Source organism: Photobacterium sp. Hal280 (genome assembly GCF_037162255.1).
GTDB lineage: Bacteria > Pseudomonadota > Gammaproteobacteria > Enterobacterales > Vibrionaceae > Photobacterium.
The window spans coordinates 810,821-834,561 of record NZ_JARLUO010000005.1 but is presented as its reverse complement, the minus strand read 5'-3'; the positions used below and the strand labels follow the sequence as shown (position 1 = coordinate 834,561).

The 23,741-nt window shown below is 54.5% G+C and carries 21 protein-coding genes and 2 tRNA genes; 15 read left to right on the top strand and 8 right to left on the bottom strand.

What is annotated here, in order from left to right; genetic code table 11:
- Positions 1 to 8 precede the first annotated feature (8 nt).
- Positions 9 to 770: a flagellar motor protein PomA gene (gene pomA / locus P4S53_RS13230; RefSeq protein WP_337113010.1), complete on the bottom strand. Its 762-nt coding sequence runs from the start codon at positions 768 to 770 to the stop codon at positions 9 to 11.
- A gap of 374 nt (positions 771 to 1,144) precedes the next feature.
- Here pomA and xseB point away from each other — a divergent pair, with 374 nt between their 5' ends.
- The 3 genes from xseB to dxs are packed head-to-tail and all read left to right on the top strand — an operon-like array spanning position 1,145 to position 4,165.
- The gene (gene xseB, locus P4S53_RS13225; protein WP_027253848.1) at positions 1,145 to 1,387 is read left to right on the top strand and encodes an exodeoxyribonuclease VII small subunit; all 243 of its coding nucleotides are present in this window, start codon (positions 1,145 to 1,147) and stop codon (positions 1,385 to 1,387) included.
- The gene (gene ispA, locus P4S53_RS13220; RefSeq protein ID WP_337113009.1) at positions 1,380 to 2,276 is read left to right on the top strand and encodes a (2E,6E)-farnesyl diphosphate synthase; all 897 of its coding nucleotides are present in this window, start codon (positions 1,380 to 1,382) and stop codon (positions 2,274 to 2,276) included. Before xseB ends, ispA begins: the two co-directional genes overlap by 8 nt.
- Before the next feature lie 23 nt (positions 2,277 to 2,299).
- Entirely contained in the window at positions 2,300 to 4,165 is a 1,866-nt protein-coding gene (dxs, locus tag P4S53_RS13215; protein WP_337113008.1) for a 1-deoxy-D-xylulose-5-phosphate synthase, read from the top strand.
- A gap of 129 nt (positions 4,166 to 4,294) precedes the next feature.
- Here dxs and yfbV read toward each other — a convergent pair whose 3' ends face one another.
- Complete coding sequence (gene yfbV, locus P4S53_RS13210; RefSeq protein ID WP_337113007.1) at positions 4,295 to 4,744, bottom strand: terminus macrodomain insulation protein YfbV; 450 nt, start codon at positions 4,742 to 4,744, stop codon at positions 4,295 to 4,297.
- A 319-nt stretch (positions 4,745 to 5,063) separates the two neighbouring features.
- Here yfbV and P4S53_RS13205 point away from each other — a divergent pair, with 319 nt between their 5' ends.
- The 5 genes from P4S53_RS13205 to P4S53_RS13185 all read left to right on the top strand — a co-directional run bounded on the left by P4S53_RS13205 (position 5,064) and on the right by P4S53_RS13185 (position 10,786).
- Positions 5,064 to 6,263 (top strand): acetate kinase, encoded by a 1,200-nt coding sequence (locus tag P4S53_RS13205; RefSeq protein ID WP_337113006.1) that lies wholly within the window; start codon positions 5,064 to 5,066, stop codon positions 6,261 to 6,263.
- 119 nt (positions 6,264 to 6,382) lie between these two features.
- A complete protein-coding gene (gene pta / locus P4S53_RS13200) occupies positions 6,383 to 8,536 on the top strand; it encodes a phosphate acetyltransferase (protein WP_082095812.1) in 2,154 nt (717 codons plus the stop codon).
- 136 nt (positions 8,537 to 8,672) lie between these two features.
- On the top strand, positions 8,673 to 9,434 hold the full coding sequence (locus tag P4S53_RS13195) for a sulfite exporter TauE/SafE family protein (RefSeq protein WP_337113005.1): 762 nt from the start codon (positions 8,673 to 8,675) through the stop codon (positions 9,432 to 9,434).
- A 29-nt stretch (positions 9,435 to 9,463) separates the two neighbouring features.
- Positions 9,464 to 9,742, top strand: a complete 279-nt coding sequence (locus P4S53_RS13190) for a SelT/SelW/SelH family protein (RefSeq protein WP_337114484.1) — start codon at positions 9,464 to 9,466, stop codon at positions 9,740 to 9,742.
- A 120-nt stretch (positions 9,743 to 9,862) separates the two neighbouring features.
- Positions 9,863 to 10,786, top strand: coding sequence for a TIGR01777 family oxidoreductase (locus P4S53_RS13185; RefSeq protein ID WP_337113004.1), 924 nt, complete (start codon positions 9,863 to 9,865; stop codon positions 10,784 to 10,786).
- A gap of 15 nt (positions 10,787 to 10,801) precedes the next feature.
- Here P4S53_RS13185 and P4S53_RS13180 read toward each other — a convergent pair whose 3' ends face one another.
- Together P4S53_RS13180 and P4S53_RS13175 are read right to left on the bottom strand one after the other, a co-directional pair.
- On the bottom strand, positions 10,802 to 13,279 hold the full coding sequence (locus P4S53_RS13180; protein WP_337113003.1) for an ABC transporter permease: 2,478 nt from the start codon (positions 13,277 to 13,279) through the stop codon (positions 10,802 to 10,804).
- Positions 13,276 to 13,950, bottom strand: coding sequence for an ABC transporter ATP-binding protein (locus P4S53_RS13175; RefSeq protein ID WP_337113002.1), 675 nt, complete (start codon positions 13,948 to 13,950; stop codon positions 13,276 to 13,278). Before P4S53_RS13175 ends, P4S53_RS13180 begins: the two co-directional genes overlap by 4 nt.
- On the opposite strand from P4S53_RS13175, the gene tesA reads away from it, so the two are divergent.
- From tesA to P4S53_RS13160, 3 genes are all read left to right on the top strand, one after another.
- Positions 13,949 to 14,548 carry a multifunctional acyl-CoA thioesterase I/protease I/lysophospholipase L1 gene (gene tesA, locus P4S53_RS13170; protein ID WP_337113001.1) on the top strand — a complete coding sequence of 200 codons (600 nt, stop codon included), beginning with the start codon at positions 13,949 to 13,951 and terminating at the stop codon, positions 14,546 to 14,548. The genes P4S53_RS13175 and tesA overlap by 2 nt on opposite strands.
- Positions 14,549 to 14,593: 45 nt before the next feature.
- Positions 14,594 to 15,421 (top strand): SDR family oxidoreductase, encoded by an 828-nt coding sequence (locus P4S53_RS13165; protein WP_337113000.1) that lies wholly within the window; start codon positions 14,594 to 14,596, stop codon positions 15,419 to 15,421.
- A 403-nt stretch (positions 15,422 to 15,824) separates the two neighbouring features.
- Entirely contained in the window at positions 15,825 to 16,679 is an 855-nt protein-coding gene (locus P4S53_RS13160; RefSeq protein ID WP_337112999.1) for a co-chaperone YbbN, read from the top strand.
- Positions 16,680 to 16,717: 38 nt separating this feature from the next.
- On the opposite strand, the gene cueR is transcribed toward P4S53_RS13160, so the two are convergent.
- Positions 16,718 to 17,122: a Cu(I)-responsive transcriptional regulator gene (gene cueR, locus P4S53_RS13155; protein WP_337112998.1), complete on the bottom strand. Its 405-nt coding sequence runs from the start codon at positions 17,120 to 17,122 to the stop codon at positions 16,718 to 16,720.
- A gap of 171 nt (positions 17,123 to 17,293) precedes the next feature.
- Between cueR and P4S53_RS13150 the strand changes: the two genes are divergently transcribed.
- Both P4S53_RS13150 and P4S53_RS13145 read left to right on the top strand, forming a co-directional pair.
- Positions 17,294 to 19,978 (top strand): copper-translocating P-type ATPase, encoded by a 2,685-nt coding sequence (locus P4S53_RS13150; protein ID WP_337114483.1) that lies wholly within the window; start codon positions 17,294 to 17,296, stop codon positions 19,976 to 19,978.
- A 166-nt stretch (positions 19,979 to 20,144) separates the two neighbouring features.
- Positions 20,145 to 21,032 (top strand): TraB/GumN family protein, encoded by an 888-nt coding sequence (locus P4S53_RS13145; RefSeq protein WP_337112997.1) that lies wholly within the window; start codon positions 20,145 to 20,147, stop codon positions 21,030 to 21,032.
- Between the two features lie 171 nt (positions 21,033 to 21,203).
- Here P4S53_RS13145 and P4S53_RS13140 read toward each other — a convergent pair.
- Positions 21,204 to 21,280 (bottom strand) — tRNA-Pro (locus P4S53_RS13140).
- Positions 21,281 to 21,576: 296 nt separating this feature from the next.
- Positions 21,577 to 21,653: transfer RNA gene (locus tag P4S53_RS13135), tRNA-Pro, on the bottom strand.
- Between the two features lie 548 nt (positions 21,654 to 22,201).
- On the opposite strand from P4S53_RS13135, the gene P4S53_RS13130 reads away from it, so the two are divergent.
- Together P4S53_RS13130 and smrA are read left to right on the top strand one after the other, a co-directional pair.
- Positions 22,202 to 22,342 (top strand): DUF3149 domain-containing protein, encoded by a 141-nt coding sequence (locus P4S53_RS13130; protein ID WP_120510182.1) that lies wholly within the window; start codon positions 22,202 to 22,204, stop codon positions 22,340 to 22,342.
- A 117-nt stretch (positions 22,343 to 22,459) separates the two neighbouring features.
- The gene (gene smrA, locus P4S53_RS13125; RefSeq protein WP_027253830.1) at positions 22,460 to 23,041 is read left to right on the top strand and encodes a DNA endonuclease SmrA; all 582 of its coding nucleotides are present in this window, start codon (positions 22,460 to 22,462) and stop codon (positions 23,039 to 23,041) included.
- Positions 23,042 to 23,063: 22 nt separating this feature from the next.
- On the opposite strand, the gene P4S53_RS13120 is transcribed toward smrA, so the two are convergent.
- Positions 23,064 to 23,678, bottom strand: a complete 615-nt coding sequence (locus P4S53_RS13120) for a LysE family translocator (protein ID WP_337112996.1) — start codon at positions 23,676 to 23,678, stop codon at positions 23,064 to 23,066.
- Between the last annotated feature and the right edge of the window lie 63 nt (positions 23,679 to 23,741).

Genomic DNA, 23,741 nt, shown 5'->3' with positions numbered 1-23,741 from the left:
CTGCCTCCTTATTCGTCAACGTCGGTACGGCGTTGTTTTTCATGGAGGTAATTTTTCAGAAAACCATCAATCACACGCGGGTTCTGACCATCCTGAATGGCCAGTACCCCATCAAGGATCAGGCGGCGATTCAGGCGTTCTTCGTTTTTACGTAATGACAGTTTATCGGCAATAGGGATCGCGACCATGTTGGCCAGGATCGAACCGTATAAAGTGGTTAACAGCGCCACAGCCATGGCCGGGCCGATAGATTTGGGATCGTCCATATTGGTCAGCATGGCGACCAGCCCCACCAAGGTGCCTATCATGCCCATTGCAGGTGACACTTCACCCAAAGAGGTGAAAATACTGATCCCCCTTTCATGACGCTCGTTGGTCAGACCGATATCTTTTTGTAAGGTCGAACGCACCACGTCAGCGTCATGTCCGTCGACGAGTAAATCAATCCCTTTGCGCAGGAAGCTGTTATTGACTTCCATTTCTTCCAGTGCCAGAAAGCCGCCTTTGCGTGCCGCATCCGCCATCTCAACGATCTTGGCAATCAAATCTTCCGGGTCGTCCGTTCTGAACATAAACGCTTTCGCCGCAATTTTGGCGGCGCCAAAAAATTGCGACAGACTGTATTTCATCAGTACAACAAATAATGTCCCGCCCAATACAATCAAAATAGAGGGCACATTGAAAAATATATCAAGGCTGCCGCCCAGCAGCATCGCCATAATGACAAAAGCAAAGGCACCAACTAAGCCTATGAGGGTTGCCAAATCCACGGATCACTCCTCTGTAATTTTTTCTTTTCAACCCAAGTGGCATCAGAATGCTTGGGTTGCTCTGGCCAGCTCAAACTGGCGCTATACTAACTTACTCACCCTGTATCGGCACCTTTGGATTTTGGTTTAGCACTGATTAAGCCTCGGTTTTGTGCTCTGCTGGGAAAAATCGAACTTCGCTTCTGATCTGTGGTTGCCAATCCCCTTGTTATGGGCGAGGCAAAAGTGCTACAGGGTATAAAAACCATAAAAATAACACTGTAATGCGCACACTTCCCTGTGCCATAATTTGACCCGGCATAGCCTGTGCGCTATTTTCCCCTCATTTTCGGGCGCACCTCCAAACGCGCTCACAACCCATCAATGGACCGGATATGGCGACTAAAAAACCAGAAAAGATGGCCTTCGAAGAAGCCATGAATGAACTCGATGTGATAGTCAACGAGCTGGAATCCGGTGATATCCCTTTAGAAGACGCGCTGAAAAAATTTGAGCGTGGCATTGCCCTGGCCCGCAACAGCCAGCAGAAACTGACTCAGGCGGAGCAACGGGTTGAGATACTGCTGCAAGCTGATGACAATGCGCCACTAACGGACTTTGAACCGAGCGATGACTAACAGCCTTTCTCAACAACTGGCCGAGTACGCGGCCCGTAATAATGATCAGCTGGAACAATGGCTGACTCAGTTGCCTTTTCCCGAACAGCCTCTGGTGCAGGCCATGAGGCACGGCACCCTGCTGGGCGGAAAGCGTGCCCGTCCTTTCCTGACTTATGTCACGGGAAGTATGCTGGGCGCTGAGATGGATGATCTGGATGCCCCGGCAGCAGCCGTCGAATGTATTCATGCCTATTCGCTGATCCATGATGATCTCCCTGCGATGGACGACGACGAGCTGCGGCGCGGTAAACCGACCTGCCACATCGCCTTTGATGAAGCCACCGCCATTCTGGCCGGTGATGCCTTGCAGACACTCGCTTTCGAAATACTGGCTGCTGGCCGCCTGAGTGCCGAGGGCAACAGCCAGCGCATCGCCATGGTTCGCGAATTGGCTCAGGCTGCCGGTGCGGCCGGTATGTGTGCCGGGCAGGCGCTGGATTTAGCCGCAGAGCACAAGCGCGTCGGTCTGGCGCAGCTGGAAACCATTCACAGACATAAAACCGGGGCACTGATCCGCTGTGCGGTGCGTCTTGGCGCGCTGGCGGCCGGTGAAAAAGGGGTCGCCATCCTGCCGCAGCTGGATAGATTCGCAGAGGCGATTGGCCTGGCCTTTCAGGTTCAGGACGACATTCTGGATGTGATCAGCGATACTCAGACATTGGGCAAACCTCAGGGTTCGGATGTCGCTCTGGAAAAAAGCACCTACCCGGCCCTGCTCGGATTAGCAGGCGCCCAGGAGAAAGCTCGCCAGCTATACCAGGAAGCCCTACACGCCCTGGAAGCTATACCCTACAATACAGATTCATTAGAAGTTTTCGCCCGATACGTTATCGAGCGCAACAACTAAAACAGTATAAGCGCCGACTTGTTATGACATTGGATATTTCTAAATACCCACATTTGGCCTTAGCCAATACACCGGACGAACTTCGTTTACTGCCGGTAGACAGTTTACCTGCGCTCTGCGATGAGCTGCGGACGTATCTGCTCAACTCTGTGAGTCAGTCCAGCGGGCATTTTGCCTCTGGCCTCGGTGCCGTAGAACTGACGGTTGCCCTGCATTATGTGTACAACACACCGTTCGATCATCTGATTTGGGATGTTGGTCATCAGGCCTACCCGCATAAAATCCTGACCGGACGTCGCGACCGTTTAAATACCATCCGCCAGAAAGACGGCTTGCACCCTTTTCCCTGGCGGGAAGAAAGTGAGTACGACGTTTTATCTGTCGGCCACTCCTCAACCTCGATCAGTGCCGGCCTGGGCATGGCGATTGCCGCCGAGCGTGAAGGCGCCGGCCGCAAGGTCGTCAGCGTGATCGGTGACGGGGCTATTACCGCGGGCATGGCGTTCGAAGCCATGAACCATGCCGGTGATGTCCACAGCGACATGCTGGTGATCCTCAACGACAATGAAATGTCGATCTCCGAGAACGTGGGCGCACTGAATAATCATCTGGCACGCCTGCTGTCCGGTAATTTCTATGCCAGCATCCGCGAAGGTGGCAAGAAGGTGCTCTCCGGCGCGCCACCGATTAAAGAGCTGGTCCGCCGGGCCGAGGAACACCTCAAAGGCATGGTGGTACCCGGCACCATGTTTGAGGAGCTGGGCTTCAATTACATCGGTCCGATCGACGGGCATGATGTGCAGGAGCTGGTGCGCACCATTAAAAATATGCGCAATCTCAAAGGCCCGCAATTTCTTCATATCATGACGAAAAAGGGCAAAGGCTATGCGCCGGCGGAAGCCGATCCGATCAATTATCACGCGGTGCCCAAGTTTGATCTGAGCCAGAACCCGCTGCCGAAAGCCAAAGACAGCAAGCCGACTTTCTCGAAAATCTTCGGCGACTGGCTGTGTGATATGGCGGAGCAGGACAGCAAACTGATGGCCATCACACCGGCAATGCGTGAAGGTTCCGGCCTGGTCCGGTTTTCCAAAGAATTCCCGGACCAGTATTTTGATGTCGCCATTGCTGAGCAGCACGCGGTGACCCTGGCAACCGGCATGGCCATTGGCGGCTATCACCCGGTTGTGGCGATCTACTCGACTTTCCTGCAGCGCGGCTATGATCAACTGATCCACGATGTCGCCATTATGGATTTACCCGTGATGTTCGCCATCGATCGTGGCGGGCTGGTCGGGGCTGACGGCCAGACACACCAGGGTGCCTTCGATCTGAGCTTCCTGCGCTGTATTCCCAACATGGTGATCATGACCCCGAGTGATGAAAACGAATGCCGCCAGATGCTCTATACCGGCCATCAGCACCAGGGGCCCAGCGCGGTGCGCTACCCGCGTGGCAGCGGCACCGGCGTGACACCTGAGGCCACCATGACAGCGCTGGAACTGGGCAAAGGTAAACTCCGCCGCCAGGGTGAAAAAGTGGCGATCCTGAACTTCGGCACCACGCTGAGCTATGCGCTGGAAGCTGCAGAAGCCCTGAATGCCTCGGTTGCCGACATGCGCTTTGTCAAACCACTGGATGAAGCCTTAATTCGCCAGCTGGCTGACAGCCATGATCTGCTGGTGACGGTGGAAGAAAATGCCATCGCCGGCGGCGCCGGTTCCGGTGTGATCGAGTTTTTGATGAAAGACAAACGCCTCAAGCCGGTGCTGCAAATCGGCCTGCCGGACAAGTTCATCCATCAGGGCACTCAGGCCGAACTGCATGCGGAGCTGGAAATCGATGGTCCGGGGATCGAGGCACAAATCCGCCGCTATCTGGCCAGCTAATCTTCCGATGTAATCACAAATAAAAAAACGGACAAGGTCACGACCTTGTCCGTTTTTTTTGTTTTGATCATCAGGGCTCTGCCTCCGTCAACCAGAGAAGGGAGAAGCCTGACAGCAGAAAAAAGGCGCTTAAAACCAGCGCTCCAGCGAAGCCTTATCCAACTGCTTAAACGCCCGGTCCAGCACCTGTGCCAGCTCCAGATAACGCGGGCGATCTTTCAGCGGCTGCATGGAATAGCCTTCACTTAAAATTTTGCCGTGTATTTCCCGGCACCAGCTCGCCAGTGAGGGCGGCAAGGTTGTCCGGCTGCGTTTCCCCAGCCACAACAGGCCCTGCAAGGGCATACTGAGCGCAAACAAGGCCACAGCCATTGCCAGTGGCAAACCAGAGGTATTATGAAAAGCCATCTGGCTCAGCACGCTCATCACAGCCACAGCCGGCATCACCCGCACTGCAAACCGGGTGGCTCTGATATAGCGCTGTTCAGGAAACAATACAGCCAGCTCTTTGCGCATGGGCCATACCGACATGTAGTGCTGGCCGTGTTGGACCTGCTTCCAGATTTTTGTCTGATTCATATCGCACCAGCCTCAACAAATTCTGTAAATTTTCAAAACAAACAACAATCAATCTACCGTGAATTAATTTTTAAAAATTTTTTTGTTATCTCGACCAACAAGGGCTATCCTATGCACGCCTTAGGTAATTGTTGGCCGATAACCCTGTTATCGCAATAAATTAAGGATAAGTTAACTCCTCAGGTTTGCATTTCACTTCTACGGACAGAAGCAAAAATACCTGGTTTAGTCTCGCCATACACTGGGTCGACTATTCTATGGTTAACGCTTATTCAATTGAATATCAACTTTCAGACAGATTATATAGGTAGTCACTCACATGTCTAAGCTGGTTTTAGTTCTTAACTGCGGTAGTTCTTCTCTGAAGTTTGCTGTCGTCGACGCAGTATCAGGTGATGAGCACCTGACAGGTCTTGCAGAATGTCTGCACCTACCCGAAGCCCGTATCAAGTGGAAACTTGATGGTGCCAAACACGAAGCTCAACTGGGTAATGGTGCAGCACACGAAGAAGCACTGGCTTTCATGGTAGAAACTATTCTGGCTTCCAAGCCTGAGCTGGCTGAAAACCTGAAAGCGATTGGTCACCGTGTGGTTCACGGTGGCGAGAAGTTCACACAATCAGCTCTGATTGATGAAGCCGTGCTGAAAGGCATTGAAGAGTGCGCTACCTTGGCACCGCTGCATAATCCGGCACATATCATTGGTATTAAAGCCGCTCAGAAAGCCTTCCCGGCGCTGCAGAACGTGGCCGTATTCGATACTGCATTCCACCAGACGATGCCAGAAGAAGCGTACCTGTACGCGCTGCCATACAAGCTGTACAAAGACCACAGCATCCGTCGTTATGGCATGCACGGTACTTCGCACCTGTTCATCACCCGTGAAGCGGCGAACCGCATGGGTAAACCAGAAAGCGAGCTGAACATCATCAACTGCCACCTGGGTAACGGTGCGTCTGTCTGTGCCATCAAAAACGGCCAGTCTGTTGATACCTCTATGGGGCTGACACCGCTGGAAGGCCTGGTGATGGGTACCCGTTGTGGTGACATCGATCCGGCTATCATCTTCCACCTGCACGACTCTCTGGGCTACTCTGTTGACGAAATCAACACCATGCTGACCAAAGAATCCGGTCTGGCTGGTCTGACAGAAGTGACCTCTGACTGCCGTTTCGTTGAAGACAACTACGGTCAGAAAGAAGAAGCGACCCGTGCGATGGACGTCTTCTGCCACCGTCTGGCGAAATACGTCGCCAGCTACACAGCGACGCTGGACGGCCAGCTGGATGCGATCACATTCACTGGCGGCATTGGCGAGAACTCTGCCCCAATCCGTGAAATGGTGCTGAACCGCCTGAAGATCTTCGGTATCGAAGTCGACAGCGAGAAGAACCTGAAAGCCCGTTTCGGTGGCGAAGGTGTGATCACCACAGACAACAGCCGCGTACCGGCCATGGTTATCTCGACCAATGAAGAGCTGGTGATTGCTGAAGATACAGCACGCCTGACCAACATTTAAGCAACACCAATTGGCCGACTTCGTCGGCCTTTTTCTATCAGAATGATGATTATCGGGAGTCACTGTCCGACAGCCTGACCTCCCTTTCTACCGTTTGCTAACAGTTTGAGGAATTGACTGTGTCACGTACCATAATGCTCATTCCGGTCGGTGCCGGAGTCGGCCTGACCAGCGTCAGCCTGGGTGTACTTCGCGCTATGGAGCGCAAAGGCGTCCGTGTTTCCTTTTTCAAACCTATCGCCCAGCCTCGTCATGGCGGCGATCAGCCGGATCTGACAACGTCGATTATCCGTGCTAACAGCGATATGCAAATTGCCCAGCCGGTCTCCATGGCTGAAGCTGATGAGCTGATCCGCAGCGACCAGAGCGACGTGCTGCTGGAAGATATCGTGGCACGCTTTAAAGAAGCCACTGAAGGCGCTGAAGTGGCCCTGATTGAAGGTCTGGTGCCAACCCGTAAACACCCGTTTGCGAACCAGATCAACTACGAAATTGCCAAAACACTGGATGCGGAAATCGTGTTCGTGGTGGCACCGGGAACAGATAACCCGGCCCAGCTGAAAGAGCGCATTGAAATTGCCTGCTCTAACTTTGGCGGCATCAAGAACAAACACATCGCAGGTGTGATTGTCAACAAACTCAATGCCCCTGTAGATGCTGAAGGCCGTACCCGTCCGGATCTGTCTGAGATTTTCGACGGTTCTGACTCTGTGATGCCAACTCACGTTGAAGTGATGCAAGTGTTCAACTCCAGCCCGATCCGTGTGCTGGGCTGTGCGCCGTTCAATGCAGAACTGATCGCGACCCGTGCAACAGACATCGCCAAGCACCTCAATGCTGACATTATCAACCCGGGTGAAATCGACAGCCGTCGCATCAAGAGCATCACTTTCTGTGCCCGCTCTATCCCGAACATGGTTGAGCACTTCCGTCCGGGTTCACTGCTGGTGACTTCTGCCGACCGTCCTGACGTGGTGGTTGCAGCCTGTCTGGCGGCGATGAACGGTGTGGAAATTGGTGCGCTGCTGCTGACCGGCGGTTATGAACTGCCAGCGACGGTTGAAAAACTGTGTAAGCGCGCATTCGAAACCGGCCTGCCAGTGATGATTGCCAAAGGCAACACCTGGCAAACCTCTCTGAACCTGCAAAGCTTCAGCCTGGAAGTACCGGCTGACGATAAAGAGCGGGTCGAGATGGTCAACGAATACATGGCCAGCCACATTGATGGTCAGTGGATTGAGTCGCTGAGCGAAGGGTCTGCCCGTGAACGCCGCCTGAGCCCGCCAGCTTTCCGTTACCAGCTGACAGAATATGCCCGCCGCGCGGCGAAACGCATCGTGCTGCCTGAAGGTGACGAGCCACGGACCGTGAAAGCGGCTGCAATCTGTGCCGAACGCGGTATTGCGGAATGTGTGCTGCTGGGTAACCCGGCGGAAATCAAACGCGTTGCCGAACAGCAAGGTGTGGTTCTGGGTGCCGGTGTGGACATTATCGATCCGGCCTCTGTGCGCGAGCAGTATGTGGCCCGCCTGGTTGAGCTGCGTAAAAACAAAGGCATGACCGAAGTGGTTGCCCGTGAACAGCTGGAAGATACCGTTGTCCTGGGCACCATGATGCTGGAACAAGACGAAGTGGACGGTCTGGTCTCGGGTGCGGTACATACCACAGCCAACACCATTCGCCCGCCGCTGCAGCTGATCAAAACCGCGCCAAGTGCGTCGCTGGTCTCTTCTGTCTTCTTCATGCTGCTGCCTGATCAGGTGCTGGTGTATGGCGACTGTGCCATCAACCCGGATCCGAACGCTGAGCAACTGGCTGAAATCGCCATTCAGTCGGCGGACTCTGCCAAAGCCTTCGGCATTGAGCCACGCGTGGCGATGATCTCTTACTCAACCGGTAACTCCGGTCAGGGTGCAGACGTGGATAAAGTCCGCGAAGCGACCCGTATCGCGCAGGAAAAACGTCCTGATCTGATCATCGACGGTCCGCTGCAGTACGACGCTGCGATCATGGAAAACGTGGCGAAGTCGAAAGCGCCGGACTCACCGGTTGCCGGTAAAGCCACTGTGTTCGTCTTCCCAGATCTGAACACAGGGAACACCACCTATAAAGCGGTACAGCGTTCTGCCGAGCTGGTGTCTATCGGTCCAATGCTTCAGGGCATGCGCAAGCCGGTCAACGACCTGTCTCGTGGCGCACTGGTTGACGACATCGTCTACACCATCGCACTGACCGCGATTCAGGCCAAGCAGGCTGAAGAGCAAAACGCTTAAGTCTTCACTGAATCGAACGAAAAAATACCTCGGCATCGCCGGGGTATTTTTATATTGAGCCTCCTATTCTCATTGCCAGACAATCCATAATCCGTATGCTGTGAAGTCTGAATCATTAAGGATTGCAGCAAGATACATGGATGGGTTGAATTCTCTCGGACTTTTTATTGGCTCCCTGTTTGCCAACACACTGGCTTCTCTGTCCGGCGGCGGTGCCGGATTAATCCAGTTTCCCCTGCTGATTTTTCTGGGCCTGCCCTTTTCCGTGGCGCTGGCGACCCATAAAATCGCCAGCGTCGCGCTGGGTCTGGGCGCGGCGGTCAAACACATTCGTTCCGGTAAGCTGAACTGGTTGATGACGGGCTATGTCATTGCATCCGGAACCTTAGGCGTTATTCTGGGTGCCAATGCCATTCTCTTTGTACCGGGCCGAATAGCCGAGTCCGCCCTTGGCATGCTCATCATTGGCCTTGGCGTATACTCCCTGTATCAACCCAGCCTGGGTCAGCGTGAAAGTGCTCGTCGGCGGGATACCAGCGGGATGATTGCCGGCAGCCTGGGCCTGGCCGGGATCGGGGTGATCAATGGCTCACTGACCGCAGGCAGCGGACTGTTTGTGACCTTATTTCTGATCCGCTGGTTTGGCTATGACTATAAACAGGCGGTCGCCCTGACCATGATCAGTGTCGGCCTGTTCTGGAACGGCACAGGCGCGGTCGCCATGTACGCGGCCGGTGCGGACATCTTCTGGCCCTGGCTGCCGATTCTGATTGCCGGTTCATTGCTGGGGGGCTACCTCGGAGCGCATCTGGCGATCAGGCAAAGCAACAAGCTGATCAAACGCTGTTTCGAAGCCCTGACATTTCTGATCGGGGCCAAACTGTTATTCGGAATGTGAGGATTCTTATGTCTGACAATACACCGCAAATGGCTGGCAAAGCCGTGATTGATATTTACTACTGCCGCCAGTGTAACTGGATGCTCCGGGCCAGCTGGATGTGCCAGGAGCTCTTGCATACCTTCAGTGAAGATCTGGACGCCGTCAGCCTGCACCCGGACACAGGCGGCCGGTTTGAAGTCTTCTGCAATAATGTCCGCATCTGGGAGCGCAAAACCGATGGCGGTTTTCCTGATGCCAAACAACTCAAACAAAGGGTCAGGGATATTCTGGATCCCGCGCGCGATCTCGGCCATGTCGACCGCTGATCGTCGCTTTTTTGACTGACGTCAACACCGAAAGCACTGGAAAAACAGTGAACAGCTCGCCGGTTGGTTATAATTTAGACAAAACAAGGATAACTTATCAGTCAGACAGGCGGACGAGACATGGATATTCTGATCACCGGCGGAACCGGGTTTATTGGCAAAGCGCTGCTTCCTCATCTGAATCATGATCAGGTGACGGTTCTCAGCCGTAACCCCAACCGCGCTTATCAGCGTCTGGGCCATCACATTAAAGTCATCACCAGTCTGGATTCACTGGAGAATCTGGATGAATATGATGTGGTGATCAATCTGGCCGGTGAGCCGATTGCTGATAAGCGCTGGACAGAAAAACAGAAAGAGGAGATCTGCCGCAGCCGCTGGCAGCTCACCCGGGATCTGGTGGTCAAAATACAGGCCGGTGAGAACCCGCCGCATACCTTCCTCAGCGGCTCTGCGGTGGGCTACTACGGCGATCAGCAGCAGAACGACTTTGACGAGTCGCTCGATGTTCAGCGTGACGATTTTGCCCATACGGTGTGCCGCACCTGGGAAGAGCGGGCACTGGCGGCACAGTCAGACAAAACCCGCGTCTGTGTGCTGCGGACCGGTATTGTACTGGGCAAAGGCGGCGGGGCGCTGGCCAAGCTGGTGCCACTGTACAAAATGGGACTGGGTGGCCCGATTGGCAATGGCCAGCAGTATTTCCCGTGGATTCATCTGCAGGATATGGTCAAAGGCATCCTGTTTCTGCTCAAGCAGACGGACGCCCGAGGCCCCTATAACCTCACGGCGCCTCAACCCGTGACCAATAAAGAATTCAGCCAGACACTGGCCAGAGTGCTGCGCCGTCCGCATGTGATGAGCACACCGGAATGGCTGTTGCGCCTGGGTATGGGAGAATCGGCCCAGATGCTGCTCGACAGCCAGCGTGCCCTGCCGGCCAAGCTGGAAGCCCATGGTTTCCATTTTTGCTATCCGGAACTGGAAGGTGCCCTGAAAAGTGCCCTGAGCGATCAGGAAAGCCGGGTGACCCGTGTCGAGTAACCCGGCACGATAGCGCTACCGGCCCAGAGGACGCAGCAGTTGCTTCATCATGGTACTGATGATCAGTAAAATCAGCACGATTGACAACAACGGCAATACCAGCCATAACCCCGGATGCCAGCTCACTGGCAGCTCGAAGCCCCATTTGATCAAAGAAGCCACCAGCGCTTCAGCCCCGAGTACGGCGATCACCCCTGCCAGTACCGCCATCAGGCCATATTCACTCCAGATGGTGGCACGGATCCGGCTTCGGCTGGCGCCTAAAGTGCGGTAGAGCTTAATTTCCTGCTGCCGCTGTGACAGGCTCAGACGTAACAAAGTCAGCACCAGTAACAAGCCACTGCACACCCCCAGAAAAGCCAGCACAGACAATGACAATGACACCTGCTGTAAGATGGCCTGAATCCGGGTAGCCATGGTTCTCAGATCCAGCAAGGTGACCGTCGGATAGTCTCTGCCGAGCTTGTTCACCAGCTCACTCTGATCAGCAGCCACTCTGAAACTGACCAGCCAAGTGGCCGGCAAATCGGCCATCACATCCGGTGTGAAGATGAAGTAGAAATTGGGCCGCATATTGCGCCATTCCACTTCCCGTAAGCTGGTCACTGTGGCACTGAACATCTGGCTGTTCACGTTAAAACCCAGTGTATCGCCCAGCTTGATCCCCAGTCGGTCCGCCACCCCGGTTTCCACCGACACGCCGCCGGGTGCATTGCGCCACTCACCAGCGACCAAGGTGTTATGCACTGGCATGCTATCTCGCCAGGTAAAATTCAGTTCGCGGCGCAGGGATTCATCCCCTTCCTGACGATCATCATTCTCACTGCCGTTTTCCGCCTCTTCAGCCCTTGGGTTCAGGCCGTTGATCGTCACCAGGCGACCGCGCACAATGGGATAACTGTCGGAACGCATTAAACCGTTCTCATCCAGCACATTGAGATAAGCCTGATGCTGAACCGGGCTGATATTCAGCGCAAACACATTGGGGGCATCCGGCGGCAATGTCTGCTGCCAGTCCGCCAGCAAATCGGTCCGCAGCAGCCAGATCACCGCCAGCAGCATCAATGAGCTGGTCAGGGCGGCCAACTGGGCACCGCTTGCCAGCGGGCTGCGGCCGATACGGCTCAGTGCCAGTGTCATGGCCGGTCCCCACCGACGACGACGCAGCCCAGCCACCAGCATTAAACCCAGTCCTGCCAGCAGTACCATCAGCACAAACAAACCGGCCAGGGTCAGCCACATCATGGGGTTATCCCCCACCCAGAGCAACAGCGCGACGACAGGGAACAGAATCAGCAGGTAGCGTTTCTTTGAACTGGTGTCCGCGCTCTGGCGCTGCATGACCGCCAGAGCCGGGGCATCCAGCAAACGCCAAAGTGCGATCCCGATGCCCGGCACCGATACCAGGATCGCCACCAGCAGACTCACCAGCCAGGGCATGGCCCCCATCTCGGGCAGCGGCTGAGGCAACACATCGGTGAGCGGCAGGCGCAGTAACCACTCCAGAAGCAGCCCAAGCGCCAGGCCCGCGGTCGCCGCAATAGCAAACAAGAGTCCCAGCTGTCTCGCCAGCCATCGCCACAGAAAAGCTTTCCCGGCGCCGAGACTTTTCATCATGGCGACGGTTTCCGTCCGGCTGGCGGTGTAGTGCATACAGGTCAGCACCAGTGTGGCTGTGGCCATCATGATCACCAGGATCAGGGTCAGCGACAGATACTGCTGCACCCGCTCGATCATCTCGCCGGTCCGGCCCTGTGTGGTTTCGCTGATCCAGCGCTGGTCCGGTGTCAGTGATGTCCTATCCTGCAGTTGCTTTAACTGGGCCTCTGTGCCATTAAAATAGGCCCGGTAACGTACCCGGCTGCCGGGCTGAATGGCCTCGGTGGCGGCCAGATCGGCTTCATGCATCAGCACGGCCGGCATCTGGCTGAAAGGGTTAAACGACAGTTCCGGCTCCTGCACTATGGTGCCGGCCACGGTCAGCTCGGCATTCCCTATGGCCACCTGATCGCTGATTTTCACATTCAGCAAAGAGAATAACCGCTCAGACAGCCATAGCTCACCCGGATTGACCTGCTGCTGAGTCCGGTTGCTACCCTGCAGCACCAGCTCACCCCGCAATGGAAAGTCGCTGGAGACAGATTTCACGCTGACCAGCTGCATGGCATTGTCACTGAACGCCATGGTGCCAAATCGCGTTTGCGCTGTGACCGTCAGCCCCAGCCGCTTCGCTTCCCGGATCAGGGGATCTGGCACAGGATTGGCCGATCTCAATACCAGATCAGCGGCTATCATGCTGCGCCCCTGATTAATCATGATCTTCTCAACCCGCACCACCAGCGAGGCCAGCGCAAACACACAGGCAATGATCAAGGTCAGTGCCACTGCAACGGGCCACAGCTGCCCCTGCCACAGTTCACGCCAGCTCCATTTCAGCAGCAGAGAATGGCCCTTTGGCCTGACCGGGCTCTGGCTTTCACTCATCTCTGTCATGCCGCCTCCACCCGTCCGCCATGAATACGTACCACCCGATCACAACGTTCAGCCAGCTGCGGGTCGTGCGTCACCAATACCAGAGTCGTACCGTGATCCCGGTTGAGCGCAAACAGCAGATCGATGATGGTGGCGGCGGTTTGCTGATCCAGATTGCCGGTCGGTTCATCGGCAAACAGCACCTGCGGGGCCGTCATAAATGCCCTGGCCAGTGCCACACGCTGCTGCTCACCACCCGATAGCTGGGAAGGTAGATGCGCTTCACGTCCCTGCAATCCGACCTGGCGCAATAACGCTGCAGCCCGCTCGCTATCGCCGGTTTCCCCTTTGATAATGGCCGGTAAGGTCACGTTCTCCAGCGCCGTCAGCGACGGGATTAACAAAAAACTCTGGAACACAAACCCGACAGCCTGACTGCGCAGCGCGGCACGGGACTCATCGTCCATGTGAGACAAGACTTGCCCCAGCAATTCAATTTCGCCGCTGCTGGGCACGTCCAGTCCGGCCAGCAAGGTCATCAGTGTTGATTTACCCGCTCCGGAAACCCCAACCAAAGCAATGCTTTCGCCCTGCTCGACCTCGAGCGAAACATCCTGCAGAATGGTGAGAGTCGTGGTGGCCGTTGTCACCTGTTTTGATACTGATTGCGCTTTTATCACGGATGTAGACATGATGCGGATCCTTGCACTGTTATTACTTGTTATGGCCCCACTCAGTAGTGTTGCCGCCACCCTGATGGTGCTTGGCGACAGCCTGAGTGCAGGTTATCAGATGCGTGCCGAACAAAGCTGGCCCCGTCTGATGGAACCCATGCTGAACGGCAACGGGCTGAAAATTGATGTGATTAATGCCAGTATCTCTGGCGACACCACAGGAAATGGCCTTGCCCGTCTGCCTAAGCTATTGAAACAGCATGCTCCAGATTACGTCATAATTGAACTGGGTGCGAATGATGGTCTGCGCGGATTTCCACCGGCGACCATAGAGAATAACCTCAAAGCCATCATTAGCCTTATTAAGGATAGCGGCGGTGAACCAATGTTGATGCAAATCCGCATCCCGCCCAATTACGGCAAGCGCTATACCAGCCAGTTTGAAGCGATCTATCCCAGACTCAGCAAAGACTACGCTTTGCCTCTGCTGCCCTTCTTTCTCGAGCAGGTCATTCTGCGTGATGGCTGGATGATGGATGATGGCCTGCACCCCAAAGCCGACGCGCAGCCCTGGATCGCTGCATTCATGACGGACACGATCACCCCTTTTTTGTAACCAGATTTTACAGGGCGTGATAAAGCCCGGATTTAAGGACAATTCATGAGTACTGCCATTCTGATTACCGGCTGCAGCAGCGGCATCGGTTACCACTGCGCCAGATCCCTTCATCAGGCCGGCTATCTGGTAGTGGCCAGCTGCCGGCACGATGCCGATGTCGCGCGCCTGCGAGACGAAGGCCTCCACTGTGTGAAGCTCGATCTCGCCGACAGCCAGTCGATTGAACAGGGACTGGCAGACGCGCTGCGTATTACCCAAGGACAACTTGATGTGCTGTTTAACAACGGCGCCTACGGCCAGCCCGGCGCGCTTGAAGATCTGCCCACCGATGCCCTTCGCGAGCAGTTCGAGACCAATCTGTTTGGCTGGCACTCGCTCACGAAAGCCGTGATTCCTGTGATGCTGGCTCAGGGAAGCGGCAAAATCGTGCAAAACAGCTCTGTGCTCGGTCTGGTGGCCATGAAGTACCGCGGCGCCTACAATGCCAGTAAATTTGCGCTGGAAGGCTATACCGACACCCTGCGACTGGAGCTGGCAAACACCCCGATTCAAGTCAGCCTGATAGAGCCAGGGCCGATTGAAAGTCAGTTCCGGGCCAATGCCAAGCGTCAGTTTGAAGCCCATATTGAGATGACGGCATCGCGGCACAAAGACAGTTATCAGAACACTCTGGACCGGCTGGGCAAACCCTCCCCGTCCAATCAATTCACACTGACGCCGGAAGCTGTCCTCAAGCCACTGATGCGCATTATCAGCAGTGATCGGCCATCCCCCCGGTACTATGTCACCCAGCCGACCTATATCTTTGGCTTCCTGCGCAGAGTGCTGCCCGTTCGCTGGCTCGATCATCTGCTGGGAAAAAGCGATTAACTGACACTCACAATGCACAAAGTTTGATCTTTATCCGAGAGTCAGAAACTCAGCGAAAAAATGCGTTTTTTTAGCCAGCTGTCATGATTGTGTCATCTGCGCATTCTAGGCTTCTGGGTAAGTTGGTCCTTACCTGCTGAAGGGGTAAACCAGCGATCCCCCTAAACAAACGTGCTACATTTTTCGGAGAGATCGGCATGACATTACGCCAGATAAATGCGCTCTGTCTTTGTGTCGCTATTGCTCTGCTTCTGACCTTCCATCTGTAACGGAGAGCCCTGCTCTCCGTTTTTTTCTCTGAGACCTGTTACCAACCGCGTTTTTCTGTCTTTTCCCTTGATTTTCCAGCCAATCAGCCCAACATCTTGAACATCACTCTTAAACGATCACGGAAACGCCCGGTATGAATGACAAATTAGCAATTGAACTGAATGAAACCAATCTGCATCAGGTGATAGAGCAGTCAATGCAACAGCTGGTCGTGATCAGCTTCTGGGCTCCATCCATGCCAGAAACAGCAGAAGTCAACACCCTGCTTGAGCGTCTGGCGGCCCAGTACGCTGGCCAGTTTGTGGTGGCAACGCTCAATTGCGAAGAACAACAAATGGTGGCGGCCCAGTTTGGTGTGCGTAGTCTGCCGACCGTCGCCATTTTCAGCAATGGTCAGCCGGTTGACGGTGCGGCAGGCCCGCAAACCGAAGACAGCCTGCGTCAGATGCTGAGTAAGCATTTACCCAGCCAGGAAGAAATGCAGCTGGAACAGGCCATTCAGTTAGTCAGCCAGCAAGCCTTCAACGAAGCACTGCCCATTCTGCGCGAACTGGCAGCCAGCCTGCCGGGCAACAGCCAGGTCTTGCTTGCCACCGCCGAATGCCTGCTGGAAACCGCACAGTTTGACGAAGCAGAAACCCTGCTGGGACAGATTCCGATGCAGGATCAGGACGGTTATTACAAAGGACTGGTTGCCAAGCTGGAGCTCCACCGCCAGGCCAGCGATTCTCCGGAGATCCGTCAGTTAGAAGAAAAACTGGCCACCGATCCGGGTAACGGACAGCTCGCTTACGATCTTGCGGTGCAGTACAGTCAGGTCAATCGTCATCAGGAATCGCTGGATATCCTGCTGAATCTGCTGCGTAAAGATCTGAACTTTGCCGACGGTAATGCCAAGAAAACCATGATGGATATTCTGGCCTCACTCGGTCAGGGTAATGCCCTTGCCAGCCAGTATCGTCGCCAGCTTTATTCCCTGCTGTACTGATCTCACCCACGCCGCAGGCAATCTCACTTTGCCTGCGGTTATGTTTCCACGGTTTCCCCTTTCGTCAAGGCATCAATGATCGGGCAACCCGGCTGGTTGTTCCCCGGACACTGGCTGATCAGGCTCTGCAGGCTTTGTTTCATGGCCAGTAATTCCTCGATCTGATGGTCAATCTCAGCCAGTTTGTGCTCGGCTTTTTCTTTTACGTCAGCACTTTTTCTGTCCGGATCCCGCGACAAGGCCAGCAGCTCACGACTTTCATCCAGGCTGAATCCGACCAGACGTGATCGTTTGATCATCAACAACTCATTGACCTGCTTCTGGCTGTAACGGCGATAGCCATTCTCGCCCCGTTGCGGCTCGCTGATCATGCCCTTGCTTTCATAAAATCGTATGGTTTTGTTGGTCAGGCCCGTCTGTTTTGCCACTTCGCTGATATTCATCACTGCCCCACTTAAAAATACCGCTTGACCTTCCATTAACTGGAAGCTTTAAAGTGAGCATATCTCATAACTGTGGTGTAGAGGAAGCCCATGGATCATTCAAATCACGCCCCAGCCAGCCATTCCGCTGCCAACATGGATATCAGGCTGCCACTTCGCAAGGTTCGCTGCATGAAGTGCGTCGGAAAAATTAAACAGGCGCTGAGCAAGCTCGATGGCATCGAATCGCTGGATATAGATACGCAACAAGCCCACATCACAGGGCAGATCGATCTGAACGAAGTGATCAACACCATTGAAAATCTTGGCTATCAAGCAGGCTATCAGCATGACTTGCCGCTATCGGGACTGTCGTGTGGCAAGTGTGTCAGTAAGCTGGAAACGATCTTCAGCAATGAACCGGCAATCAGTCAGTTTGAAGTCAGCAAAACCCGGGCCAAGGTCACGGGCGCACTGACTGAAACCGCGCTGATAGCCCTGATTAAATCTGCAGGCTATCAGGTACCGGCTGAAGCGAGTGCAGTTGAAACGGTTTTACCCGACGCGGCCGCGCCCAAACAGGCAGCTCAAAAGCCGGCAGGCCCTGACGCACCACCCACATCCGACAACAGCCACTACTTTTTGCTGTCAGGCATGACCTGCGCCAGTTGTGTGTCCTCGGTTGAAAAAGCCATTCAGGGCGTGGCAGCGGTTACGGCTGTCAGTGTCAATCTGGCCGAACGAACAGCCTTGGTTCAGGGGGATATCAATCCTGATTCGGTGATCCAAGCGGTGTCTGATGCCGGTTATGGTGCTGAGCTCAGTGAAGATGAAGCGACACGACGTGAACGCCAGCAAGCCCAGAATACAGCGACCTACAAACAGCATCTGCTCAATGCCGGGCTGGCATTAGCTCTGGGTGTGCCCCTCATGGCCTGGGGCGTTTTCGGTGGCAGCATGATGATCGAGTCGGCCACCAGCCAATGGGCTTGGGGCATCATCGGTGTGCTGACACTGGCGCTGCTCATTTACTGTGGCGGCCACTTTTTCCGCGATGCCTGGAAAGCTTTTTTACATCACAGAGCCAGTATGGATACCCTGGTGGCACTGGGGACAGGTGCGGCCTGGTTTTATTCCATGTTTGTGGTGCTCAAACCTGACTGGTTTCCGGTACAGGCGAGGCATGTCTACTTTGAAGCATCCGCCATGATTCTGGGGCTGATCACCCTGGGTCATGCGCTTGAAGCCAAAGCGCGAGGGCGCACTTCACGGGCACTGGAAAAACTGATCGACCTGCAGCCGCAGACCGCCATTCTGGTCGATCAGCAAGGCGAGCGTGAAGTCCCTCTGGCTGACGTTCAGCCGGGTATGGTGCTGCGTTTGCGTCCGGGTGCCAAAGTGCCGGTCGATGGACTGATTGAGCAAGGTGAGAGCTATCTTGATGAATCCATGCTGACCGGTGAACCCGTCCCGGCCCATAAGCAACCGGGAGACAAACTCCATGCCGGTACCATCAACCAAAGCGGCAGTCTGCTGTTTAAAGCGGTGCAGGTCGGTAATCAAACCCTGCTGGCCCGGATCATCGGTCTGGTTCGTCAGGCACAGAGCAGTAAGCCTGAGCTGGCGAAAATGGCGGATACCATTTCGGCCATCTTCGTTCCGGCCGTGATGATCATCGCCATTGTTACCGCCACCCTCTGGTACTACTTCGGCCCGGATCCCGTCTCAATATACATGCTGATCACCGCAACCACTGTGCTCATTATTGCCTGCCCCTGTGCACTTGGACTGGCGACCCCGATGTCGGTGACTGTTGGTCTTGGTCGTGCCGCGGAATACGGCATCCTGATCCGCCATGCCGATGCCATGCAACTGGCCGCCAACATTGATACCGTGGTGCTGGACAAAACCGGGACGCTGACCGAAGGCAAACCTGTGCTCACACACAGCCATTATTACGGCGACCACACGGAGCACACTGTGCTGACTTTGGCAGCCAGCCTCGAACAGGGTGCTGAGCACCCGCTGGCAAAAGCTATCGTCTCGGCGGCAGAAGAGAAAGGGCTGTCTTTGCAATCCGCCCGGGATTTTAACGCTCAGGCTGGCTATGGCGTCAGCGGCGAGGTCAACGGACAGCGTGTTCTGCTGGGCAACCGTGCGCTGATGGAAAAAGAAAATATCGACATTTCTGACCATCAAAACGATGCCCATTCGCTGGCCGATGCTGGGGCAACGGCTATTTTCATTGCCGTCGACGGCGAACTGGTCGCGCTGTTAGGCATCAGTGATCCGCTGCGATCAGATTCGAAAGCCGCGGTGGGGCGACTGCAGGCGAAAGGGATCGAGGTGATCATGCTGACCGGTGATACCGAACGGACTGCCAAAGCGATCGCCCGCCAGGCGGGGATTGACCGCGTCATTGCCGGGGTCCTGCCCGACGGAAAATCCAAGCAGGTGGCAAAACTGCAACACTCCGGAAAACACGTAGCCATGGTCGGGGACGGCATTAATGATGCACCCGCACTGGCTAAGGCAGAAATCGGTATTGCCATGGGCAGCGGCAGCGATGTTGCCATTGAAAGCGCGCAACTCACGCTGGTGCGCCATTCTCTGCACGGCGTCGCCGATGCACTGGAACTGTCATCGGCAACTTTACGAAATATGAAGCAAAACCTGTTTGGCGCCTTTGTGTATAACACCTTGGGGATTCCGCTGGCCGCCGGGATTCTGTTCCCCTTCACAGGCAGCCTGCTCAGCCCTGTGATTGCCGGAGCGGCGATGGCGCTCTCGTCCATCACTGTGGTCAGCAATGCCAACAGACTGCGACTTTTCCGCCCGGGCAGTCATAACAACACTCAATTGAAAAAGGAGGTCTGAGATGATGGCTTTACTTGCTGCGCTGGCCATTGGCTTTATTGTCTGGTGGTTCTGGCTGCATCCCAACAAGTAATCACTGCTGAGCGGCTGCCTGTCAGCCGCTTTTTCTTGCCAGTCCGCACCAGATTCCATAGGCTGTATGCATCCTACCGCCAATGGAAACAGCATGTTCAAATCCTTGCTCACCAAAGCCGGTATCCTGCTGACAATCTTCAGTTCAGGTGCCTGCGCAGAACCCCAGGTCTGGCTGGCCAAAGACAACCAGCGACAGTTTGTGCTGATGGGATCGATCCATGTCGGCAGCGATGCACTCTACCCGCTGCCTGACGCCTTTAACCGTTACTGGTCTCAAGCGAACGGCCTGATATTAGAGGCCAATATTCAAAAGCAATTCAGTATGCCGGCCATCGACGAGGCTCACTTTACCCGTAAACTGCTGCCGCCTGCTGATATCCGAACCCTCAGAGATCTTGCCGCTCAACTCAAACTGTCTCCTTTCAGCCTGCTCGAAAGCCCGCCCTGGCTCACCGCCATGCACCTGCAGATGGCACAATCGCTCAAGTTTGGCCTCACTCCGGACAAAGGTATTGATCAGATGGTGTTTAACCGGGCGCAAAAAGAGAATTTGCCCATTTTTGAGCTGGAGGGGATAGAAGCGCAGTTCCGCCTGCTGTCTTCACTGCCTGACCACGGATTAAACCTGCTGCAAACAACGCTCAACGAATGGCCACTGCTGGAAGAAGAAATGACCTGCCTGCTCACCGCCTGGCAACAGGGTAATAACGCCGTACTGACAGAGCTCAGCCAGCAAGTCGCCCTTTCAGAAGAAACTGAACAACACTTGCTGATCCAGCGCAATTATAACTGGGTGAAACAGCTCGCCACCTCGCCTCAGTACCAGAAAGGGACTTTCCTGGTGGTGGTCGGCGCCTACCACATGATGGGCGAAGAAGGGCTTCCGGCATTGCTGAAAAAGCAGGGATTCTCAGTTCAGCAAATCAACAGCGCGCAACCTGCCGCCTGCCAGTCCGGTATCGCCCAAACCCCGTCATAAATCGCCTGGCCTCACCTTCTCCTTTTCAAAGGGAGTGAATCGCCGGGTTTCAATAAGCTCTGTGCAATCCCTCCCCCTTTTCAAGGGGGAGGCTAGGTGGGGGTTACTGGGCACAAGAGCCAAATTCTGTACATACAAAAAAGCCCGCTCATTGAGCGGGCTTCTATAATGTGGTCGGTGAAGAGGGATTCGAACCCCCGACCCTCTGGTCCCAAACCAGATGCGCTACCAAACTGCGCTATTCACCGATAAGTTTTGTTGCTACTTTGAGTTTCGTTCCAGAGGGTCCCTCTGGTCCGCTATTCTCAAAAGCCGGATATGCGCGACCAAACTGCGCTATTCACCGAAATTCAATCAGACTGACTACAGTCTTAAAAACGAGATTTGCTTCTTTTGAAAGTATAACTCTTGTTACCTGAGTTACTCAAACCGCGTTTTGAAATAGTGGTCGGTGAAGAGGGATTGAACGCGGCGGGCTTCCGCACCCGACCCGTGTCGCCGTCTTACCAACCTAAAAGCCCGACGTATCAGACTTTGGAAATAGTGGTCGGTGAAGAGGGATTCGAACCCCCGACCCTCTGGTCCCAAACCAGATGCGCTACCAAACTGCGCTATTCACCGACAAGTTTTGTTGCTGCTTTGAGTTTCGTTCCAGAGGGTCCCTCTGGTCCGCTATTCTCAAAAGCCGGAGATACGCGACAAACTGCGCTATTCACCGACAAGTTTTGTTGCTGCTTTGAGTTTCGTTTCAGAGGATCCCTCTGGTCCGCTATTCTCAAAAGCCGGAGATACGCGACCAAACTGCGCGATTCACCGACAAGTTTTGTTGCTGCTTTGAGTTTCGTTCCAGAGGGTCCCTCTGGTCCGCTATGCTCAAAAGCCGGAGATGCGCGACCAAACTGCGCTATTCACCGACAAAAACGAAACGCTGATGCGATTCGAGGTGGCCTATAATACTGGCTAATTTACTGAACGCAAGGGGGCGAGCAGAAAATTTCCTTTCCTCGCTGCTACTTGCTTAGGAATGCACCAGTTAACACAGAATTTTGCTGAGAGCGGCAAAAAAACACACCAATTGTGAAGATTCGAGTATGAATTGATCCAGATCATCAGCCCATTCGCCAAGGCCCATTAAGCTTGAATTCAGTTTCCCAGGCAGAGGACATCACATGGAATTTTGGCTAGATTTACTCTTTGGTAATCCGGTTGGCCTATCATCAATGATAGTGATTTTCGGTGCATTGGGGCTCATGCTCTTCTATGGTGGTTATTTTGTCTATAAAGCGATGAATGCAAAGCCACAAGATTAGCCGTTCCGTTATCTCCAATCTTCTTTGAATCCTGAGGACTCTGACAGGCCCGGGATTCTTTTTTTCTTGCCAAGCCACGTATAATCTTCCCTACCGTCCGCAGTAGAAAAACACACCATGTCCGATCAAGATGAACTGGACCTGTTCCGAGAAATGATGGCCGATGTGGCCCCGCTGGAGCAGGATAAAGTAACCCCGGAAAAGAAGCATCAGATTACTGACGCCCAACTCGCCCGGCAAGCCGCAGCGCAGAGCCTGGCTGACAGTGATCCTGAATATTTATCACTCGATTATGCCACTATGGTCAAGCCGGATGACATGCTGGATTACAAGCGTGACGGGGTTCAGGACGGTGTCATCCGCAAGTTAAGACTGGGCAAGTACGATATTCAGGCCAGGCTTGACCTGCACCGTAAAACGCTCAGGGAAGCCAGAGATGAAGTCTTGCACTTTCTCAGGCAATGTCAGCGCATGGACATTCGTACCGTGCTGATCGTGCACGGTAAAGGTGAACGTTCCACGCCTCCGGCATTGATGAAGAGCTATGTCGCGACCTGGCTGACTCAAATCAGTGATGTGATGGGCTATCATTCCGCGTTACGACAGCATGGCGGAAACGGTGCCCTTTACGTCATGCTCAAAAAAAGCCCTGAACGTAAGCTGGAAAACCGGGAACGGCATCAGAAACGCCAGAGCTGAAGCTGTCAGAGTGGCAGTATGTTTATCCCTGCCACACGACCCTGAGGGCCAGCATAATCAGCACCACACCGGACAAACGATCGATCAGCTGGGCGCGCGTTTTCAGTGTTTCTAACACCGCTGGCCGGGACAATACCAGCGCGATCAGTGTGTACCAGAGGCCATCCACCAATAATGGTGTAGCGACAATAATCACTCGGTCGCTCATGGCACTTCCGACGGCCACAAACTGACTGAACAGGGCGAGAAAAAACAGCGCCAGTTTGGGATTGAGCACAGAGATCATCAGCCCGTCCCGGGCTGCACTGCCCATACTTGCCGGTTCGCCAGCCGCCAGTTTTGCCGCCACTCCCCCTTTTGAACGCAGGGCATTGATCCCCAGATACGCCAGGTAAGCGGCGCCTGAATAGGTAATCACCTGAAAAAGTGTTGGCGACTGTTTGAGCACAACAGCCAGCCCGAGCAAAGTCAGTAACGCATAGACACCCACGCCAAACGCATGGGCCCAGGAAGTCACAATGCCATGTAGGCGCCCGCCCGCCAGACTGTGTTTCGCCACCACAGCTAAACTCGGCCCGGGCGACATTGCCCCTAACATACAAATCATCAGTAATGAAAGCCAGATACTGAACGTCATCCTTGTCTCCTGCGGCCAATACTCAGCCTGTCGTCAATTAAATCGGTGGTTGGAATAAGTGGC

Coding starts and splice junctions, on each gene's coding strand:
- xseB (WP_027253848.1), top strand. CDS start 1,145: ATGGCGACTAAAAAACCAGAAAAGATGGCCTTCGAAGAAGCCATGAAT.
- ispA (WP_337113009.1), top strand. CDS start 1,380: ATGACTAACAGCCTTTCTCAACAACTGGCCGAGTACGCGGCCCGTAAT.
- dxs (WP_337113008.1), top strand. CDS start 2,300: ATGACATTGGATATTTCTAAATACCCACATTTGGCCTTAGCCAATACA.
- yfbV (WP_337113007.1), bottom strand. CDS start 4,744: ATGAATCAGACAAAAATCTGGAAGCAGGTCCAACACGGCCAGCACTAC.
- P4S53_RS13205 (WP_337113006.1), top strand. CDS start 5,064: ATGTCTAAGCTGGTTTTAGTTCTTAACTGCGGTAGTTCTTCTCTGAAG.
- P4S53_RS13195 (WP_337113005.1), top strand. CDS start 8,673: ATGGATGGGTTGAATTCTCTCGGACTTTTTATTGGCTCCCTGTTTGCC.
- P4S53_RS13190 (WP_337114484.1), top strand. CDS start 9,464: ATGGCTGGCAAAGCCGTGATTGATATTTACTACTGCCGCCAGTGTAAC.
- P4S53_RS13185 (WP_337113004.1), top strand. CDS start 9,863: ATGGATATTCTGATCACCGGCGGAACCGGGTTTATTGGCAAAGCGCTG.
- P4S53_RS13180 (WP_337113003.1), bottom strand. CDS start 13,279: ATGACAGAGATGAGTGAAAGCCAGAGCCCGGTCAGGCCAAAGGGCCAT.
- tesA (WP_337113001.1), top strand. CDS start 13,949: ATGATGCGGATCCTTGCACTGTTATTACTTGTTATGGCCCCACTCAGT.
- P4S53_RS13175 (WP_337113002.1), bottom strand. CDS start 13,950: ATGTCTACATCCGTGATAAAAGCGCAATCAGTATCAAAACAGGTGACA.
- P4S53_RS13165 (WP_337113000.1), top strand. CDS start 14,594: ATGAGTACTGCCATTCTGATTACCGGCTGCAGCAGCGGCATCGGTTAC.
- P4S53_RS13160 (WP_337112999.1), top strand. CDS start 15,825: ATGAATGACAAATTAGCAATTGAACTGAATGAAACCAATCTGCATCAG.
- cueR (WP_337112998.1), bottom strand. CDS start 17,122: ATGAATATCAGCGAAGTGGCAAAACAGACGGGCCTGACCAACAAAACC.
- P4S53_RS13150 (WP_337114483.1), top strand. CDS start 17,294: ATGAAGTGCGTCGGAAAAATTAAACAGGCGCTGAGCAAGCTCGATGGC.
- P4S53_RS13145 (WP_337112997.1), top strand. CDS start 20,145: ATGTTCAAATCCTTGCTCACCAAAGCCGGTATCCTGCTGACAATCTTC.
- P4S53_RS13130 (WP_120510182.1), top strand. CDS start 22,202: ATGGAATTTTGGCTAGATTTACTCTTTGGTAATCCGGTTGGCCTATCA.
- smrA (WP_027253830.1), top strand. CDS start 22,460: ATGTCCGATCAAGATGAACTGGACCTGTTCCGAGAAATGATGGCCGAT.
- P4S53_RS13120 (WP_337112996.1), bottom strand. CDS start 23,678: ATGACGTTCAGTATCTGGCTTTCATTACTGATGATTTGTATGTTAGGG.